This is a genomic window from Legionella genomosp. 1 (assembly GCF_900640215.1).
GTDB lineage: Bacteria > Pseudomonadota > Gammaproteobacteria > Legionellales > Legionellaceae > Legionella_C > Legionella_C quinlivanii_A.
Map to the genome: position 1 here is coordinate 313,234 of NZ_CAAAJH010000002.1, position 17,650 is coordinate 330,883.

Sequence of the window (17,650 nt, forward strand, 5' to 3'; positions counted from 1 at the left end):
AGTAAGACAGATACATCCGCTTGAAGACTATTCTTGCTGAATCAAAATCAGTTATGATGTTGTTATTTATGAATCTGAAAATGACTATAGCTCAGCGAATTATCCGGATAAAAAATCATATTCAAAAGCTTGAAGCCGAATTCCACCGGCCATCAGGCAGCGTCACCCTGCTTGCAGTCAGCAAAGGCCACAGCAGTGAATCGATTCGCCAGGCGCAGGCAGCAGGATTAAATGAATTCGGCGAAAATTACTGGCAGGAAGCTCAAAAAAAGATCTCTGATTTACGAGATCTGCCAATCCGCTGGCATTTTATTGGAGCTATTCAGAGCAATAAAACTGCAGAAATCGCAGCCTGTGTTGACTGGGTTCACAGTGTAGACAAAGAAAAAACCGCCCGCCTGCTCAGCATGCATCGCCCGGCTTCCATGCCGCCTCTTAAAATCTGCATTCAGGTGAAGCTTGACCAGGAAGCCAGTAAATCAGGGATTACGCCAGAGGAATTAGCGCCGCTTGCCAGATTAATCACTGAACTGCCCCGTCTTGAGCTTTGCGGCCTGATGACGATTCCCATGCCTCGTGAGAATGAAACAGAACAATATCAGAGTCTTTTACGGCTGTCTCAGCTGCTTGACAAACTCAATCAGCAAACTGGTCTTAAGCTCAATACTCTCTCAATGGGCATGAGTGATGACATGGACGCTGCGATTAAAGCAGGGAGCACTATGATTAGAATAGGCCGAGCTATTTTTGGAGAGCGTCAATGAAAATAAGTATCATTGGTAATGGTAATATGGCCAAAGCCCTGGCGCACAATTTAATCACTCAGCCAGACATTCAATTAGCTGTTTCCTCGCCTTCTTTAAAAAAAGAACAGTTACCAAGCGGATTAATCACTGATTTTAACAACAAAGCGATTATTGAAAACGCAGATCTGGTCGTCCTGGCGATCAAACCATTTAAAGTGAATGAAGTACTTACCGAAATTGGAGGGCATCTGCCTGAACAAGCCGTTTTACTGTCAGTGGCGGCCGGTATCAGCATTGAGCACCTGGCTCGATACTGCCCAAAGACCCAGGCTATCGTCAGGAGCATGCCCAATACTCCGATTGCAGTTGGCAAGGGCGTTACGGCACTGGTTGCCAATCCCCAAATCAGTGAAAAACAACGTCAACGAGTTGAGCGCCTGTTTAACTCCGGAGGCTATGCTTTCTGGATTGAAAATGAGGAACTTCTCAATCCCATTACCGCCTTGTCAGGCAGCGGGCCGGCCTATGTCTATTTGTTTTTGGAAGCGCTGACTGAAGGCTCGGAAAAGCTGGGGATCAACAGAGCTCAGGCAGAATTTATCGCTAAACAGACCATTCTGGGAGCAATTGATTTGCTAAATAGCACACAATCATCTCCAGAAACCTTGAGGCAGAATGTCACCTCGGCAGGCGGCACTACAGCAGCTGCACTGGATGTACTGCAGAAAGGACAGTTTAAGCAATTACTTGAAAGCGCACTTCAAAAAGCGTCTGAGCGAGCTCAGGAATTGGGCGAATCACTCAATACCCTTTAATCTCGGAAGTGTTTATACTTAAAATCAGTGATCTCAAGGAGAATAAGATGTCTGATATTCAATCACCTCAGCTGGCGGAAATGATTTCCACTTTAGTGACTGAGGCAGAAAATAATAATACTCTGAAAAAACAACTGATTGAAAAGCCCAAAGAAACTTTAAAAAGCAGGGGAATCACAATAGAAGGTTACCGTATTGTGGTAGAAGACAATCCCGGATATCCATTGTTTTTTGCCCTGGAACCTGAAAACATTCACTCATTATCGACACCTCTTGTCGAGCCATCTGAGGATTCATTTCGTGACTCGCATTTTCTTGATTGTCAACACTATTAACCCAGGGATGGACTATGAATAACCTTCGTGACTGGCTTGACAGGCTGTTTAGTACTGAGCGTTTGATGATTTGTAAAACCGGCGCTGATCCAAAATTTGAAGTGATGACCTGGATAGAACAATTTGAAGGCAGGAAAGCCTGTTTTTTCCCAGATCCACTTGGACATTCTGTTCCTATTGCCTCTGGAACACTGGGCCAGCGTGCCTGGGCTGCAGAAGCCATGAATGTCAGACAAGAGGAAATGCTCGGTCACATTCAAAATGCTTTGCACAAGCCTCTCCCCTGGGCAGTTGTCAATCAGGAGCAAGCCCCCGTTCATGAGATTATTCATGATAAATCAATTGACTTGTTAAAGCTTTTTCCTATTGTAACTCATCATGAAAAAGATGTGGGTCCCTATATTACGTCTGGACTGGTGCATGGTTTGAATTTAAAAACAGGCAAGCAAAATACCTCCATTAATCGCTTGCAGGTCCATGCCCCTGACAAGTTAGGTATTCTCATGCTGCCTCGTGATCTGCACGCCTATTATCAGGATGCAGAAAGTATGGGGAAGCCTCTCCCTGTGACCATAACGATAGGCCATGATCCGGTCACTAAAATGGCATCACAAATGATTGCTCCCCGCGATCAATCCGAACTTGAAATTGCAGGCGCTTTAATGGGAAGACCTTTATCTGTTGTGAAGTCTTATACCAGTGATGTGTATATCCCAGCCGAAGCCGAAATTGCTATCGAAGGATTGGTGTTACCCGGAGTAAGAGCGCTGGAAGGACCGTTTGGTGAATTTCCAAAATACTATAGCGGCAGTTCGATGCTGCCTGTTATTCAGATTCAATGCATCACCCACCGGCGTAAACCGATTTTTGAAACCAATCACCCTTCCGGTATGGAGAATGTCGTTCTGGGCGGAGTGCCCCGCGAAGCCTCTTTGCTGGAAAGAATTCGTGTTAATTTCCCCAATGTCATTGACATAAGATTAACAACGGGCGGATTAGGACGTTACCACCTGGTGGTTAAGATGAAAAAAACCAATTTGGGTGAAGCCAAAAATGTGATTTGCTGCGCCTTTGGATGCCATTATGACATAAAACTGGTGATCGTGGTGGATGATGATATTAACATTGACGATCCGAATGACATCGAATGGGCTATTGCTACTCGCTTTCAGGCAGAGCGTGACCTGGTTGTTGTGAACGGAGCCCTTGGCTCAAAACTCGATCCCTCGATTAAAAAGCACATGCTCAGTTCAAAAGTGGGAATAGACGCCACCGCCTATCTGGATGAAATAGACAAATTTTATGTCACACGCGTTCCCTCACCCGCTCATTATGTTTTTGAAGAGTCCGGCAGTCAGGGGATTGAAGCGTTTAAAGAATATTTGGCTAAATCGGATAATGAGTCATCATGAGTCCAGTAAAAACGCTTATAATTCTCGTTGGGATCTGGCCTGGCTTTTCGCTCGGACAAGCAGTTATTAGTTCACCACCGGTAATTGAGCGTTTTGAACTGAAAAGCCCCCCGGCTTTAGGTAAAACCCGTGCAGGACAAACCATTCTGCTAGGCGGATTTTCAGGATTAAGATTTTTAGGATTAACCGGCGACGGCAAGTTGCGATTTCTAAGCCATACAGACAGAGGCCCTAATCCCGATGCCTATGAAGATAAAGGAATCATCAGACGCCCCTTTCTGCTGCCAGGTTTCAACCCTCGTCTGGTTATTTTACTGGCCGATCCTGTTCGTAAAACATTGACGGTAAGCCAGCAAATCCTGCTTAAAAATATCGATAGCAAACCCATTTCGGGACTATCTCCCTCCTCTGGACACCAGGAAAAACCAGTGGACTTGTTTGGTAATAAACTGGCTTTCAAACCATTGCACATGGATCTGGAAGGTATTGATGCAGCTAATGATCACAGTTATTGGATGGTTGATGAGTACGGCCCTTCTATCATTCATTTTTCCTCACAGGGAAAGCTCTTGGAAACCTTCTATCCCGGTAAAGGCTTACCGCCTATTCTGAAACTACGGCAACTCAATAGGGGATTTGAAGGGATCGCTCTGCAAGGATCAAAAGTCTATGCTATTTTACAAAGTCCACTGCAAAATCCTGTCAATAACCCTAAAAAAGACTCAAAAATTATTCGCTTCATCGAGTTTGATATACCCAAAAAACAAACCACAGGCCAATTTATCTACCTGCTTGACAAAAAATACTCTGATCGTATTGGTGACATGGTCGCTCTCGGCAATGGACGTTTTTTAGTAATTGAACAAAATGATCAGACTGGGAAAAAGGCTTACAAAAAAATTTATCTGATTCATCTCGCCGATGCCAGCAACCTGCAATCTGTAGATCCGAAAAAAAGAGAGCTTAATGAAAACCTGGAAAGTCAGAGCGCTGATTCACTTAAAGCCCTGGGGATTAAAACCCTGCAAAAGGAACTGGTATTAGACTTAGCCGCTCTTGGTATTAGAGATTCTAAGATTGAAGGCATCACTCTGGTCAAGCCTAATCAGATTGCTCTAATTATCGATAATGATTTTTATTTGAATGGAAAACTTGATAAAAAGACAGGCATTGCCGGTTTAAAACATGAAAATAGCCGACTATATCTGATTACTTTTGATAAGCCTCTGTAGCTGTATCAGCTCTTGTCAAATCACTGTGATGCCGTAAAATGCAGAAACAACATTCGAGACTGCTTGCCAGACTCATAAAGTGCAGGTGAAAAAAATGATGACAGGACTATTAACGGCAGCCTATTTTTTAGTGTCCGTGATTTTTACATTAATCCTATTCCTTCTCTGGGCGCGGGTGATTCTGCGTTATTTTCGTTTAAGCCCTCTTCATCCTGTCAACCAGAGTATTAATGCCCTTGTAGGTCCTGTTCTCGGCCCAATTGAGCGAATGATACAGCAGGATACACCGGGAAAAACCAGAAAACCCCTTTCCCAATATGACTGGCCAGGATTGGCCCTGATTGTTGTAGTTGAGATTATCAAGTTCATCTGTCTTGGATTGCTTGCCTATGGAGGGTTGCTGCCGGTTTCCTTCATTCTTCTTTTCGTAATAGCTGATCTTGTCGTTCAGCCGCTCAACCTGATGTTTTTTGCGCTGCTGATCCGGGTGATCATGAGCTGGGTCAATCCGCATTGGGAACAGCAGAATCCAGCAGGATATGTGGTTAATTTGATGACAAATCCACTGATTCGTATAGGCCACAAAATAATTCCTAATGTTTCCGGATTTGATTTTGCACCCTACATTATGATGGTGATGATCAAAGTCGTTACTTTATTCATCAGTGCGTCCATGCCATTACCGTTGGTATAAGGTGCTGATGCACAGGGAAGTGCTTCGCTTAATCAGCTTGAATAGCTTATTGTCTGACCTTCATCCAGTTGCTGATGATGGTCAATCTCAACCTCCGGAGAATCATCTGCAGCTTGCGCTTTCTTAAATAATTGCAATTCATGCTTAATGCTGACCGTACTAGCTATCGACTCTGATTTCATGGTAAAGGCAAGAGGGATCTTAAAAAATTGACAGACGGCATTAAGAAAACCTCTGAACCCCTCGGTGCGTTTAATCGATGCAGAGGTATTGGCCACGTCACTCACTGCTTGCTGGATCTTGCTTTCTTTGTCGGTAGCATCACTTAGTATAATGGACGATAGCTTGTCATATAAACCGATAAGTATACTCTTCTCTTCTCCTCGCAATGTCTTGCTGCTATGTACCGCGGCTACCTGACTATTCAAATAGTTCAGATCTTTCGCCTGACTATTATCCTGCCCAAGATCCTTTGCAATCCTTTCCCAGACGGCCAATTCGCTTCTGGTAATGGGAATATTGGTTTCTTTGATAGCCTTACCCGTATCCACAATATCTTTCAAATTTTTCGTTCGGGTAAGAATGGCATTGAAAAATTCAACCTCTTCTGCATTCTCGTTTTCTTTTAATAGCGTCTCTATGCCCTGAATAATCTGCTTAAGTTCATCTCTTCCAGTACTGGCCGGTATTATGATACAAAGACCAGAGTTTTCTGCTAAGAGCTGATCATAACGAGCGATAGTATTGCCAGCAGCCTTAAGCGCATTAGTATAATTCTCTAACATCTGCTCATTAGTTCCTTTATGCAGCTCATATTCCTCAGGACTGAGCCGTCCTTCTGCAAGTTCTGCGTCCAGACCACCATTCAAATCGTCCTTTACATTGCTCAGAGAATCCTGAATACCCTCTTTTAATTCAACAACTTTTTTTCGTTTACCTGTGATTTCCTTACTTATTTCATCAGGATTTTCAATTTTAATTGTTAGAGCCATGATTAATCTCAACTACATACATACTTTCTTTAAGTATAAAAAAGAATTCTGAAGCCTTTATTAACAAAATGGTTGAATAAAACATTTTTTATTCCGGCAGACTAAATCACTTTATTTTTCTTCACAGGGTATATACTGATTATGAGGGAACTTGAGGAGGCTGAAATGGCCGGAAAAATTGCAGTAGCAGCTGTAGTAACCGTTATTTGCCCCTGTATGCTCTGGGCAGCTGATTCAGTATATTGCCCGCAGAATCACGGGTATATCAATGTGGGAATGACTCAGGATCAGGTTATCGCCGCCTGTGGACAACCTTTAAGTCAGCAAAACTCTAACAAACCTCTGATGCAGAAAATTCCTGCGCAACAGCTTTATTACAATAATGAAGGAGCTCCTACCGCCTTTTATGGTGTATGGAAGCTGCCTATCGGAAACAGCAATTACGGCAGCGCGCCCTTTCAGGGGACTGCGGGTGGGGTGCAACTGCAAGTAGACGTTGTTAATAATCAGGTTCATGATATTGTTCTGAATGGCAACTCCACTAATGCTTTTTCTATTTGCGGAGGGACAAGCATCCAGGCAGGTGATCCGGTTGGCAAAGTATATGGTGCTTGTGGAAGCCCCTCTATCGTTAACAATACCTTTATCGAAGTGCCTGTACAAAGTCAGACTAAACCGCAGATTTGGACCTACCAGCCTTCCCAGTACGGCCCGCCCATGTCCTTGACTTTTGTTGACGGCAAACTACAATCCATCGATTAATTCTTCCAAAGGTTTATAAATGAGTGAAACAATTGATGATTTGACTATTGCTTTCAGCGAAAATGGCACAGAAACTACCAAAGAACTGGATAAATATGTGTTAACCAAGGGAGCCTGGACCACTATTATGTTTAAATATCAGGATTGGGATAATGCAAAAAACGATTTCGGCCCGATCAAATATTCCATAAGACGCTATCAGAAAAGGAATAATCAATACTGGATGAAATCCAAATTTAATATTTCCAGTGAAGATCAGGCGCGGAAAATTGTTGAAGTGTTGAACCAGTGGCTTGCAGCTGAGTAATTGAGAACTGCGTTGTTGCATCACTGAAGATAGGTGCACAAAAAATGTCTTTGCGAGCGTCAGCGAAGCAATCTAGCTTCGTTCATGGTTCGATCTGGATTGCTTCACTTTGTTCGCAAAGACGGCAGGTTAGTTACTTAATTCTGTTTATGTAACAATGCTCGCTTGACCGCAATCCAGAAAATGCTTCTAAATAATTTGAATTAATGAGCCCAGCTCAATCTGGATAGCTTTCCCCCTCTAAAAACCAAGCTTTCTTTTGAACCTGTGTGCAAGTTGTTTTATAATAGCCCGATCGGCCAAACCTTCCAGGATCTCGCATGAAATCTCGATTTTCACTTTTGCTGTTAGCAATCCTGGCAGTTATTTCAGTTTTTTATGTCAGATTCGCAGTATCCGGTAAACAACATTCTCAACCGCAACCGCCGCTGATCACTGTTGAAACCGCGCATGTGACCGAGCGTGTATTAGCCGAGCAATTTGAAACGCTGGGCAGTCTGGCCAGTATGGATAGTATCGATATCAGCTCGGAAATTGCCGGGCAAATTTCAGCGATCCATTTTCAGCCCGGCGCACTGGTAAAAAAAGATACCTTGCTGATACAACTCGATAGTACTGTTATGAAAAGCCAGCTCGCCAGTGCAAAAGCCAGCCTGTCACTCAGTGAAACCAATTACAAACGAACAAAGGAATTAGCACAGAAAAGTCTGGCGTCCGAACAGGCCCTTGATCGAGCCCTGGCTGATCTGCGCGAAAAACGAAACGCGGTTAAGGTCAAACAGGCGCAATTGGAAAAATTGAATCTGCGTGCACCATTTACCGGTACCCTGGGTTCAAAACAAGTCAGTGTCGGTCAATATGTGAAAATGGGGCAGGCTCTTGTCCATCTGGTTGCCAATCAGCAATTGCGTGTAGAATATAATGTACCTGAAAGATTACTGCCGCGACTTCACAATGGCCAAAGAGTACGAATCAGTTCAGATGCCTTTCCCACTCAGGTTTTCATTGGAAAGGTAAATTATATTGCACCCGCAATCGATAAAGACACTCGCACCATTGCGGTTGAGGCTCTGATAGATAATAGTAAAAACCAGCTTTCAGCTGGGCTTTTCGTCAGAGTTAAACACCAGCTGGGTCTGGCCAGAAAACGCTTGCTGGTTCCTGAGGAAAGCCTCATTCCAACAATTAGCGGGCAGAAAATTTTTGTTCTTCGAGGCGACAAAGCCATTACCGTTCGCGTTAAAACAGGAACTCACCATGCCGCCATGACCGAAGTTTGCCAGGGACTTAAGGCAGATGACATTATTATCGTACGCGGTCAGCATAAATTAAAAGAAGGCAGTAAAGTTATCGCTGTGAATCATATCAGGAGTCCGCGGTGACCTTTCCAGAGCATTGCATTAAGCGCCCTGTTTTTACTATTGTTTTAACACTGATGATAGTAATTACAGGACTTTTACACTTTGCCAAATTGTCTCTGCGGCATCTTCCCAATATTGAAAAACCTTCTATTACTATCAATACTGAATTTGATGGCGCAAGTCCTGAGCTGGTAGAAAAAGAAATTACTATTCCCGTAGAAAACATGTTGTCCAGCGTTCCAGGGGTCGATAGCTTGCGCTCAACCAGTTTGCTGGGTAAAAGCCGAGTGACCATTGATTTTCAACTGGGTGTGGATATCAATGAAGTCATTAGTGATATTCGTAACAAAATGTCTTCGCTGCAAACCCATTTACCCTTGGGCAGCCACGCACCCGTAGTCAACAAAAATGATTCTGATGCCAATCCGGTCGTGGTGCTTGGTTTTCATGATGAACGAAAAAATCCACTTGAAATTACGGATTATATTTCAAGAAACATCAAACCGGTTTTGCAGGAAATTCAGGGAGTGGGTGAAGTCAGCTATCATGGCGGCCGTAATTATGCCGTCAAAATTGCACTTGACCCAGTAAAAATGGCTGCCCGCCAGATCACAGTGGCTGAAATAAAAAAAGCGCTTGCCCAACAAAATATTGACGTACCCAGCGGGCAAATCAAGAGTGCTAACCGCTATTACACAGTGGTCACTCATGCACGGCTGCAAAATGCCAGGAAATTTTCAGAGTTAGTTATTGCACAGCGAGATCACCAGCTAATTCGTTTAAGTGAAGTGGCAACAGTCACCGTCGGCAGTGAGAATGAAGATAACTTGCTGCGCATTAACGGAAAACCAGCAGTCGGTCTGGCGATTCTGGCTCAATCCAATGCCAATCCCGTCGACGTAGCCAAAGCAGTTCGTAAAAGCCTGGTGCGCCTGGAGAAAACCTTTCCTGAAGGGTTTAAATCTGAAATTGTATTTGATTCAACCCAGTTTATTAAAGCTTCCATCCATGAAGTCTACTGGACTTTTTTTGAAGCGTCTCTCTTTGTCGGGTTGGTGGTTCTTTTGTTTCTGGGCAGCATCCGTGCGGCTTTAATTCCTATCGTCACCATTCCCATTTGCCTGATTGGAACCTTCTGGCCAATGTACTGGATGGGATTTGAACTGAATTCATTAACCCTTCTGGCAATGGTTTTGGCGATTGGCCTTGTCGTTGATGATGCCATTGTCGTGTTGGAGAACTGCCACCGGCACATACAAAACGGCTTATCTCCCATTCGAGCCGCTATAAAGGGAAGCAATGAGATTGTTTTCGCTATTCTGGCTATGACTATTACCTTAGCGGCAGTCTATGCCCCGATGGGCTTTGTGGATGGCTTTACCGGGAAACTGTTTTTTCAATTTGGCGCGACCTTGTCAATCTGTGTCTTACTATCCGGGCTGGTTGCTTTAAGTCTATCTCCAATGATGTGCTCGCAATTGCTTAATCAAAAAGAAAGCCGCTACAGTCATTGGCTTGATCAGGTTTTCAAAAAACTGGGCGATTGCTATAGCCGAAGCTTAAACGCGATGCTTCATCGCCCATACCGCTTATCTATGATTCTGGCTGCATCCTGTCTGCTTGGTTTCTTCTGTTATCATCAGTTAGGAGCGGATCTGGCTCCGGTCGAGGATCAGTCCTACATCATAGGACCCATTGCCTCACCCACCAATGCCAGCACCGAATACACCGACCACTATAGCCGGCAGCTGGAGGCTATTTATGAATCTATTCCGGAAAAGCTGAATTATTTTGTTTCCGTTAAACCCTCATCTGCCTTTACCATTTTAAAACTGCGCCCCTGGCATGAACGCTCACGCTCACAAAAGGAAATCAGTGACGAACTCAGTGAAAAAATGCAGAAATTGATTGGGGTTAATGTATATCCGGTAAGCCCTAATCCCTTGGGCAATCGCGGCGGCAGCAGTAATCAGTTCAGCCTGGCAGTTATGGGAAACACCAGTTACAAACGGCTCAACGAGATAAGCAACGATGTAGCCAAAACCTTAAGCGAGTTTCCTCAGTTAAGGCATGTTAAAAACAATCTCGCGCTGGATAGTGAGCAAGTTAATATTGAAATTGACAGACAACTGGCAGCCGATCTTGATGTCAACCTGGCTCAGGTCGCTGAACTATTATCGACAATGCTTGGCGGAAGTAATCCGGTTAATTTTAATTATGACGGGCAAACCTACAAAGTCATATTGCAGTTAAATCATTCTCAGCGCCGCGATATTGCCATTCTTAATAAACTCTATGTTAAAAGCGGGCGGCAAAAAATGGTGCCGTTATCCACATTAATTGACGTCAGCCATTCAATTGGACCAGATAGTTTGCCGCATTTGAATCGTTTAAGAACCTCAAGCATCAGCGCTGAACTCGCACCCGGTGCTCATTTAAACGAAGTCATTGATAAAATTCAGGATATTTTGGATAAAAAACTACCTGATGATATTCAGTTTCGCTTTACTGGTACCGCCAAAGATTATCTTGAATCCTCTGGAAACAGCATTTACGCAATGCTTTTAGCCTTACTCTTTATCTATCTGGTGCTTTCGGCGCAATTTGAGAGTTTTATCGATCCATTGATTGTACTGCTCAGTGTACCATTATGCCTGGTGGGTGCTTTGCTCACCCAGTATCTCACCAATCAGACTATTTCAATTTATAGCAATATCGGAATGGTGACTCTGGTAGGGCTTATCACCAAACACGGGATAATGATTACTGAATTTGCCAACCTGAAAATACAGGAAGGCATGGATAAATTTAATGCCGTTATTGAAAGTGCAAAAATCAGACTCCGTCCTATCTTAATGACCACCCTGGCAATGCTGCTTGGCGCCCTCCCCCTCGCTCTGGCGACAGGAGCGGGCGCGGAAAGCCGCCGGCAATTGGGTATTGTTATTCTCGGTGGAATGTTAGTGGGTACTTTCTTTTCACTGTACGTGGTTCCTTTTGCCTATATCAAACTTTCCAGACGCAGCCGCCAGACTCTCGTCATCTGCCCAGACGAAAGTCCCACGACAGCTAATGCCGCCTGATTCTCGCAACTTATTACTCCATGTTCAGCGACTTGTTCGACATTGTTCTATGAATAAAGATAGGCGCACCAAAAACCGTCATTGCGAGCGTTCGCGAAGCAATCCAGCTCCTCCCTTTGTTCAACGCTCGATCTGGATTGCTTCACTTCGTTCGCAAAGACGATAGGTTTTCTATTTACCCCACAACACCGGTTAACCACGGAACGTAGGGGTCAGTAGTTAGTCAAAATAATCATACTTAATTTTTTCTTAATGAAAGTGGATTAAAATGGTTATTTTTTAGGCTATATGTAGAAGATAGGAATTACCATGCTAGAAAAGTCAGAACCAAAAGCCCCAGTTAACCCTGTTAACCACTCCCTGGCAGAGTTGTTTAAAACTGAAGAAACTTATCGTGATAAACTAATTTTTTTGGTCAGTGTTTTTTCGAGAGCTGAATTAATTGGAGCTAATCCTGTTTTAAATAAGTTCAAACAATTACTCCCAAGGCTTGTTGCTATTTCGATGAGACTTGATACAAATGTGACTAAGGGCTTGGAAATATCTCAAAAAATAGCGGCAGGAGAAACTATCTCCCTTGAAGAGCAGGAAACTTTAGATGCCTTAAGAAAGCAGCGCCAGCAATTATTAAAAAATTATTTTTTGCTATATGCTGAATATGCGACAAATTATGGAGCATTTGCGCAACAAGCTGGAAACCCTAAGGCTTTCCTGGCATTAAAAGATTATGTGTATGCAAGCAACAAGCAAGGTTTTTGCTTATCGGATTATCTCATTGAGCCTGTACAACGTGGTCCTCGTTATGACATTCTGATTAAAAATGTCATTGAATATAACCAATCTGCGAAAGTAAATCCTTTAGTAAAATTGGATGACAAGCAAATAGAACAGTTCCAGAAAATGTCGGCCCATATTAAACATTGTGCAAGTGAAGCCAATAAGGCGACTACTGAAATGACGCACGCTGAAAAACCTGATGAAAAACCAGGATATAAATTTGGTGATATCAGTAGAGCTGGATTTGCTTTTGCCGGTCAAGCTGCACAGAAAGGCTTTGGTTTAATGAGCGTTCTTCTTTCTACCCAACCCAGTGTAACATCATCACCAGCAGCATCAGTCAAAGAAAATATTAATGATGAAGAGGTTAACAGCCTCGCCGATGAATTTGAGAATCTTTATTCTGATGAAGAAATTAGTTTAGATGATTTCCAATTTCTAGGCGATGATGATCTGAAAGAGCAAAGCAGCTCTTCTAGTACACCCACTTAAGTTTCCAATTTGCCTCAGCGGAAGTATTGCGCTTCGCTGAGGTAATTAAAATGATCTTAAATTTCTTTACTAAGTCACTCACTATCCTTTACAATCGCTGCTGCCTCGCAAGCAAATTAAAGGATTTAAAACAATGGAAAATCAAACACTTCAACGTTATCTGCATTATTTAAAACAAGATCCGGATAATACCAATCTGCTTCTTTCTATCAGTCAAAACTACCAAAACCAGCAAAACTGGCCTCTGGCTCAACACTATCTGGATCAGGCTAAAAAATCCTCCAACCAGGCGCTTTGGCTGCAACAGGGCCTGCTACACTTATCGGCGGAAAATCATGAGGAAGCTATTGCTGTTTTTGAAAAAGCGTTGCAGGAACGCGATCTGCCGCAACGGCGCTATTATCTGGCTTATTCGTATAGTTTACAAAAAAATTATGCCTATGCCTTGGAGTTACTCATGCCGCTTGAGGCCAGTAGTGAGATACTCGTCATGAAAGCGAGATTATTGCAGCGGCTCGAACGTTTTGAAGAGAGTATTGAGCTAATACGTACTGTAGCGCACTATGAGCAGAATGCGGAGCTTTTGGGTATATTGGCAGCATCCTGGTTTGAGCTGGAGAATGAGCACGAGGCTGTTTACTATGCCAAATTATGTCTGTCTTTAAATGATACGAATCGTGAAGCACAGCTGGTGATGCTATTTCTGGATGAACAAACTACATTAACCGATATCGAAGTCTTCATTGCTGTGGATTCAGCCAACTTCCGTCTTTGGTATCATTATGGCGTTAAGCAAATGGAAAAACATCAGTTGCCAGATGCACAAGCCTCGCTTGAAAAAAGCCTTCACTTGAATGAACAGTTTTACCCAGCGTGGATAGGTCTGGGCTGGTGTTATTTGCTAATGAATGACTTGTCTGAAGCACAACGCTGTTATCATTCGGCCACCCGGCTTGAGCCTTTAATTTCCGAAGCCTGGTCGGGTCTGGCCTTGTTAGCTATTCTGAATCAGGACTGGGAAAAAGTTTCAGAGTATATCAACAAAGCAAGAGAACAAAATCCACAATGCTCCATACTCGCATTGGCTGACGCATTATTTAGTAGCCATCAGCCACTTCAAGCGGCTTAATATACATCAACGAAAATTATTAGCCTTGACAGAATCAAGGCTTTTTATCACTTTCTTTTGCCAGCTTCAGATATTGTTCTCCCACAACCTTCTTTAGCCACAAATAGGCCGGGTGGTTTCGAGAATTAACCCAATTCACCTGCATTTCATCCCCACGATTTTCCATATACGTAGGCTGATAATGGACTCTATCGATATGAGTACCCACTTCATTTTTTTCAATGTACAAGGACAATAAGCCACTGGAACGGTTTTTCAAACTGCCCTGATTCGAAATAAAATTACCCAGTGAATAAGCGACAAACACTTTCTGTCCGGATTTCGCCTTTATCCAGTCGAAGGGCTGGACACAATGGGGATGAGAACCCAAAATGGCCATCGCACCCGCATCAGCAAACTGCTGCGCTAAACGACGCTGTGATTTATCGGGTTTTAACTGATACTCAACTCCCCAGTGAGGCGTGACAATGACCGCGTCATGCGTTTTTGCCAATTCAGCTATCAGACTTAAAACCAGTTCCTGATCACGATGGCATAATAAGACCTGCTGCTCTGTATCATTAATTCCATTGGTATCCTGGGTACAGGCCAACCAGGCAATGGAAATGCCATTGGCATTGGTTTCTGCGAACCATCGCTCCTGACTGCCGCTTTTTTTAGTTCCGGTAAAGGCCAATTCATTTTTACTCAAAACAGCAATTGTTTTATCAATGCCTGCACCATAACGATCCAGTGCATGATTATTGGCTGTTGAAACCACATCAAATCCGGAATCTTTTAATCCCGATACCAGACTGGGCGGATAATTAAACATTGGGAAGGCAGTGTAAGAGGCCTGAACGCTCTCAGTGGCTCGGCCTCTGGAATCTACCATTGCGGCAACAGGGCCTTCAAGATTGCCGTAGGTAATGTCAGCTTTCTTCAATTCAGGAATTAGAGAACTCCATAACTGAGTGAAGCCAAGCTTCATACCCTTGTCGCGCAGCGGTTTATGAATAAGCACATCACCAACGGCTATGATGTGGATTGTCTCTGCCTGGCAAGTGAACGAATACAGCAGGGAAAACAAGACTATCGGCAAATACCGCATCTCTGACTCCCGGAAGATTTGTTTTATGTATTTCTCCTCAGATTGTTGCGTCATCCTGAGCGCAGTGAAGGATCTCCTGAATCAGGCTCAGTTCCAGGCAGTTTGAGATCCTTCGCTACGCTCAGGATGACGTGCCTAAGGGGTTACTATTTATTAACAAGAAATTATTAACAAGAAACATGCCAGATTTCTAATGGGGTCTTTGTTTTTCCCCCTCGCTTTCACCATCATCCTCCCTGCCAGCAACATTGACAGGCTCACTGTCCTTCTCATTTTCGGAGTTCTGGTTCGCCGGCTCATTCTGCTGGTGTCCATCCGCCAAAACAGGCTGCGGTTCCTCTTCTACCGCCTGAGCAATCCCCTTCTGAAATAATTTAGCAGTACTGCTGGGTTCAGACTTACCCACTGGCGACAAGGAAACCTCGGAGATCAACTGATTATCTTCGATAATAGACTGCTTCATTTCACTTTGTCTGGCATTGTATTCCGCATTCTCGCGATAGGCCTTAAATCCCAATAAAACACTGGAAAAACTGATAACTGCCAAGGCGGCAACAGTCACTGCAATAATCATGGCCAGTGGAACTCCCAATCCAGGAAAAAGAAAGGCCATACCAGCCACTGCAAGAGCAAGCCCTGTGGCGGATGATCCGTAACCTAAACCGATCACCAGCGTTTTTTCCAGCGACCATTTTTTATCGTCGGCGAGCTGCTGTTTAACCAACGCCCCAAAGGCAACGTCTGGAAGGCTTTCACCATATTCTTTCTCCAAATTTTCGATGAACTCCTGAGTAACAAGGGCAGATTTGTCCTCAGGATACAGCTCCGAATACACTTCTTTGCTTTGCTTGATAAAATCAATAACACTATAACCTACTACGGCCGCCCCGAGGACAATACCTGGTATTGCCAGAAAAGGAAAAGCGAGGCCTAGTACCGAAGAGGTAATCACTAATCCTAATCCGAGCCCCATCCAGGCCGCATCTTGCAAAAAATGCTTCCAGCGTTTATTGGGTTTTAATTCAGAAAGCCGCTGCTTACTGAACGCGCGAACCTGCCGTTCAATAACCGCCAGTGAGGCAAGGTTGGCTAAATCCATGCCAGCATCTTTTTTAAGGACCTCTTCAAACAATTTGCCTTTTGTAATTTCAAGCTCATTTTCATTTTTTAAATGGCTGAGTTGAGTCAGTCTTTGTTGCCATTCTTCATGAGCAGGATGGTCGCAAAACCACTGAGGCTGGCGGGCTAAAATTCTTTCACTGTTGTGAGTATGCACAGCACCCAATAATGACATCAGATATCGGTAAAAACGATAATTGGCCAGTGAATCATCGAGATTGTCAGGGAGATCTGATTTCTTTTTTAAACTTTTTAAAAGGGCAGACAGGCGTTTTTCATGCAGTAAAAAATCGTCTGCGGTTCTGGCTTTAAGCATTCCTTCAAGGGCATTGTCCGTACTTGAATGCGCCACTTTTGCAAATTGCCGCGCCCCTTCATCTTCATATTTACGCATGAAATCATCTGTAATGGCAGTGAGCTGCTCTTTAATGACTGCGGCGGCGGAAAGCTCTTCTTGTAAGTGTTGTTCTTGTGATTTAGACATAGTCAGCGACGTATAAAAAATCCAAAATTATAATTATACAGGTTAACAAAAGTTCCATCGGCTTGAAATTGCAGTATTAAATGATTAATCAGATCCATATTCTTCTCATTTCCATAATAGCTTGCTATTCCAATTCCCTCATTAATTTTTAAATCAATATTCATGAGTTTAATTTTATCTGGATGCTGACGAACCAGATAAAGCGCACTGTATTTATTCATAAAAACAGCGTCAATATCCTGCCTGGCCAAAGCGATCGCCAGATTATTAAAATCATCAAAGGGAACCACCGTGATATTCAAGTCATTATGTTGTTGCAGATATTCATTGTAAACCCGCCAGGACATCACCCCCACCCGCTTTCCAGACAAGGATTTCAAAGTGGTCAGCGGGCTGTCTGTTAATGTGACAAATGCTCCCTCTGTAATCATATATGGAATAGAAAACAGATAATTCAGCTGTCTTGAGGGGGTAATCGCGATATCTCCAATCGCATAATCAATTTTTCGCTCGGACAAGGCAGTATACAATTGCGGCCCCTCGAGGGAAACAAATTGACATTCCCAATGCAGCTTCTCACAGATTTTTTTCATTAAATCGATATCAAATCCATTTAATAAGTAGTGGCCATCGTTTGTAGCAAAGGGAGGATCAAAAAAAGGAGTTCCGATCTTAACAGGAGTTGCGGCGATAACATTCATCATAAAGCCTAGCCAGAAAAGAAAACAAAATCCCTTAATTTTCATTTAGCACACCCTGTTTTATCTTGTTATTCTAACTATAGATGATTGTTTTTACTTTTTTTCAAAAAAGACTTTCA

At 43.3% G+C, this 17,650-nt stretch carries 16 protein-coding genes; 12 read left to right on the forward strand and 4 right to left on the reverse strand.

All coding sequences use genetic code 11. From position 1 onward, the window contains the following. Nucleotides 1-80 precede the first annotated feature (80 nt). The 6 genes from E1O89_RS03535 (at nt 81) to E1O89_RS03560 (ending at nt 5,234) form a co-directional block, all read left to right on the forward strand. On the forward strand, nt 81-764 hold the full coding sequence (locus tag E1O89_RS03535; protein ID WP_133138961.1) for a YggS family pyridoxal phosphate-dependent enzyme: 684 nt from the start codon (nt 81-83) through the stop codon (nt 762-764). After that, nucleotides 761-1,561, forward strand: coding sequence for a pyrroline-5-carboxylate reductase (gene proC / locus E1O89_RS03540; RefSeq protein ID WP_133138962.1), 801 nt, complete (start codon nt 761-763; stop codon nt 1,559-1,561). Before E1O89_RS03535 ends, proC begins: the two co-directional genes overlap by 4 nt. A gap of 47 nt (nt 1,562-1,608) precedes the next feature. Continuing rightward, the gene (locus tag E1O89_RS03545; RefSeq protein ID WP_133138963.1) at nt 1,609-1,896 is read left to right on the forward strand and encodes a hypothetical protein; all 288 of its coding nucleotides are present in this window, start codon (nt 1,609-1,611) and stop codon (nt 1,894-1,896) included. A gap of 14 nt (nt 1,897-1,910) precedes the next feature. Further along, nucleotides 1,911-3,308 carry a UbiD family decarboxylase gene (locus E1O89_RS03550; protein ID WP_133138964.1) on the forward strand — a complete coding sequence of 466 codons (1,398 nt, stop codon included), beginning with the start codon at nt 1,911-1,913 and terminating at the stop codon, nt 3,306-3,308. Then, nucleotides 3,305-4,540 (forward strand): esterase-like activity of phytase family protein, encoded by a 1,236-nt coding sequence (locus tag E1O89_RS03555; protein WP_133138965.1) that lies wholly within the window; start codon nt 3,305-3,307, stop codon nt 4,538-4,540. The genes E1O89_RS03550 and E1O89_RS03555 overlap by 4 nt, the downstream gene beginning before the upstream one ends. 94 nt (nt 4,541-4,634) lie before the next feature. Continuing rightward, complete coding sequence (locus E1O89_RS03560; protein WP_262337387.1) at nt 4,635-5,234, forward strand: YggT family protein; 600 nt, start codon at nt 4,635-4,637, stop codon at nt 5,232-5,234. Between the two features lie 32 nt (nt 5,235-5,266). Here E1O89_RS03560 and E1O89_RS03565 read toward each other — a convergent pair whose 3' ends face one another. Continuing rightward, complete coding sequence (locus E1O89_RS03565) at nt 5,267-6,226, reverse strand: hypothetical protein (RefSeq protein ID WP_133138966.1); 960 nt, start codon at nt 6,224-6,226, stop codon at nt 5,267-5,269. Nucleotides 6,227-6,391: 165 nt separating this feature from the next. On the opposite strand from E1O89_RS03565, the gene E1O89_RS03570 reads away from it, so the two are divergent. The 6 genes from E1O89_RS03570 (at nt 6,392) to E1O89_RS03595 (ending at nt 14,137) form a co-directional block, all read left to right on the forward strand. Further along, nucleotides 6,392-6,988, forward strand: a complete 597-nt coding sequence (locus E1O89_RS03570) for a DUF2845 domain-containing protein (RefSeq protein WP_165483049.1) — start codon at nt 6,392-6,394, stop codon at nt 6,986-6,988. A gap of 19 nt (nt 6,989-7,007) precedes the next feature. Beyond that, complete coding sequence (locus tag E1O89_RS03575; RefSeq protein WP_058507574.1) at nt 7,008-7,295, forward strand: hypothetical protein; 288 nt, start codon at nt 7,008-7,010, stop codon at nt 7,293-7,295. 320 nt (nt 7,296-7,615) lie between these two features. Further along, nucleotides 7,616-8,677, forward strand: a complete 1,062-nt coding sequence (locus E1O89_RS03580; protein WP_133138968.1) for an efflux RND transporter periplasmic adaptor subunit — start codon at nt 7,616-7,618, stop codon at nt 8,675-8,677. Continuing rightward, on the forward strand, nt 8,674-11,739 hold the full coding sequence (locus tag E1O89_RS03585; RefSeq protein WP_133138969.1) for an efflux RND transporter permease subunit: 3,066 nt from the start codon (nt 8,674-8,676) through the stop codon (nt 11,737-11,739). Before E1O89_RS03580 ends, E1O89_RS03585 begins: the two co-directional genes overlap by 4 nt. Nucleotides 11,740-12,048: 309 nt before the next feature. Next, nucleotides 12,049-13,008, forward strand: coding sequence for a RhoGEF domain-containing protein (locus E1O89_RS03590; protein WP_133138970.1), 960 nt, complete (start codon nt 12,049-12,051; stop codon nt 13,006-13,008). 133 nt (nt 13,009-13,141) lie between these two features. Further along, nucleotides 13,142-14,137 carry a tetratricopeptide repeat protein gene (locus E1O89_RS03595; RefSeq protein WP_133138971.1) on the forward strand — a complete coding sequence of 332 codons (996 nt, stop codon included), beginning with the start codon at nt 13,142-13,144 and terminating at the stop codon, nt 14,135-14,137. 34 nt (nt 14,138-14,171) lie between these two features. Here E1O89_RS03595 and E1O89_RS03600 read toward each other — a convergent pair whose 3' ends face one another. From E1O89_RS03600 to E1O89_RS03610, 3 genes are all read right to left on the reverse strand, one after another. Further along, nucleotides 14,172-15,227, reverse strand: coding sequence for a CapA family protein (locus E1O89_RS03600; RefSeq protein WP_165483050.1), 1,056 nt, complete (start codon nt 15,225-15,227; stop codon nt 14,172-14,174). A gap of 190 nt (nt 15,228-15,417) precedes the next feature. Next, on the reverse strand, nt 15,418-16,830 hold the full coding sequence (locus E1O89_RS03605) for a hypothetical protein (RefSeq protein WP_133138973.1): 1,413 nt from the start codon (nt 16,828-16,830) through the stop codon (nt 15,418-15,420). 2 nt (nt 16,831-16,832) lie between these two features. Further along, complete coding sequence (locus tag E1O89_RS03610; RefSeq protein ID WP_133138974.1) at nt 16,833-17,576, reverse strand: transporter substrate-binding domain-containing protein; 744 nt, start codon at nt 17,574-17,576, stop codon at nt 16,833-16,835. Nucleotides 17,577-17,650 lie beyond the last annotated feature (74 nt).

Bases quoted from the DNA above. Each gene is read 5' to 3' on its own strand.
- E1O89_RS03535 (WP_133138961.1), top strand. From the start codon at position 81: ATGACTATAGCTCAGCGAATTATCCGGATAAAAAATCATATTCAAAAG.
- proC (WP_133138962.1), top strand. From the start codon at position 761: ATGAAAATAAGTATCATTGGTAATGGTAATATGGCCAAAGCCCTGGCG.
- E1O89_RS03545 (WP_133138963.1), top strand. From the start codon at position 1,609: ATGTCTGATATTCAATCACCTCAGCTGGCGGAAATGATTTCCACTTTA.
- E1O89_RS03550 (WP_133138964.1), top strand. From the start codon at position 1,911: ATGAATAACCTTCGTGACTGGCTTGACAGGCTGTTTAGTACTGAGCGT.
- E1O89_RS03555 (WP_133138965.1), top strand. From the start codon at position 3,305: ATGAGTCCAGTAAAAACGCTTATAATTCTCGTTGGGATCTGGCCTGGC.
- E1O89_RS03560 (WP_262337387.1), top strand. From the start codon at position 4,635: ATGATGACAGGACTATTAACGGCAGCCTATTTTTTAGTGTCCGTGATT.
- E1O89_RS03565 (WP_133138966.1), bottom strand. From the start codon at position 6,226: ATGGCTCTAACAATTAAAATTGAAAATCCTGATGAAATAAGTAAGGAA.
- E1O89_RS03570 (WP_165483049.1), top strand. From the start codon at position 6,392: ATGGCCGGAAAAATTGCAGTAGCAGCTGTAGTAACCGTTATTTGCCCC.
- E1O89_RS03575 (WP_058507574.1), top strand. From the start codon at position 7,008: ATGAGTGAAACAATTGATGATTTGACTATTGCTTTCAGCGAAAATGGC.
- E1O89_RS03580 (WP_133138968.1), top strand. From the start codon at position 7,616: ATGAAATCTCGATTTTCACTTTTGCTGTTAGCAATCCTGGCAGTTATT.
- E1O89_RS03590 (WP_133138970.1), top strand. From the start codon at position 12,049: ATGCTAGAAAAGTCAGAACCAAAAGCCCCAGTTAACCCTGTTAACCAC.
- E1O89_RS03595 (WP_133138971.1), top strand. From the start codon at position 13,142: ATGGAAAATCAAACACTTCAACGTTATCTGCATTATTTAAAACAAGAT.
- E1O89_RS03600 (WP_165483050.1), bottom strand. From the start codon at position 15,227: ATGCGGTATTTGCCGATAGTCTTGTTTTCCCTGCTGTATTCGTTCACT.
- E1O89_RS03605 (WP_133138973.1), bottom strand. From the start codon at position 16,830: ATGTCTAAATCACAAGAACAACACTTACAAGAAGAGCTTTCCGCCGCC.
- E1O89_RS03610 (WP_133138974.1), bottom strand. From the start codon at position 17,576: ATGAAAATTAAGGGATTTTGTTTTCTTTTCTGGCTAGGCTTTATGATG.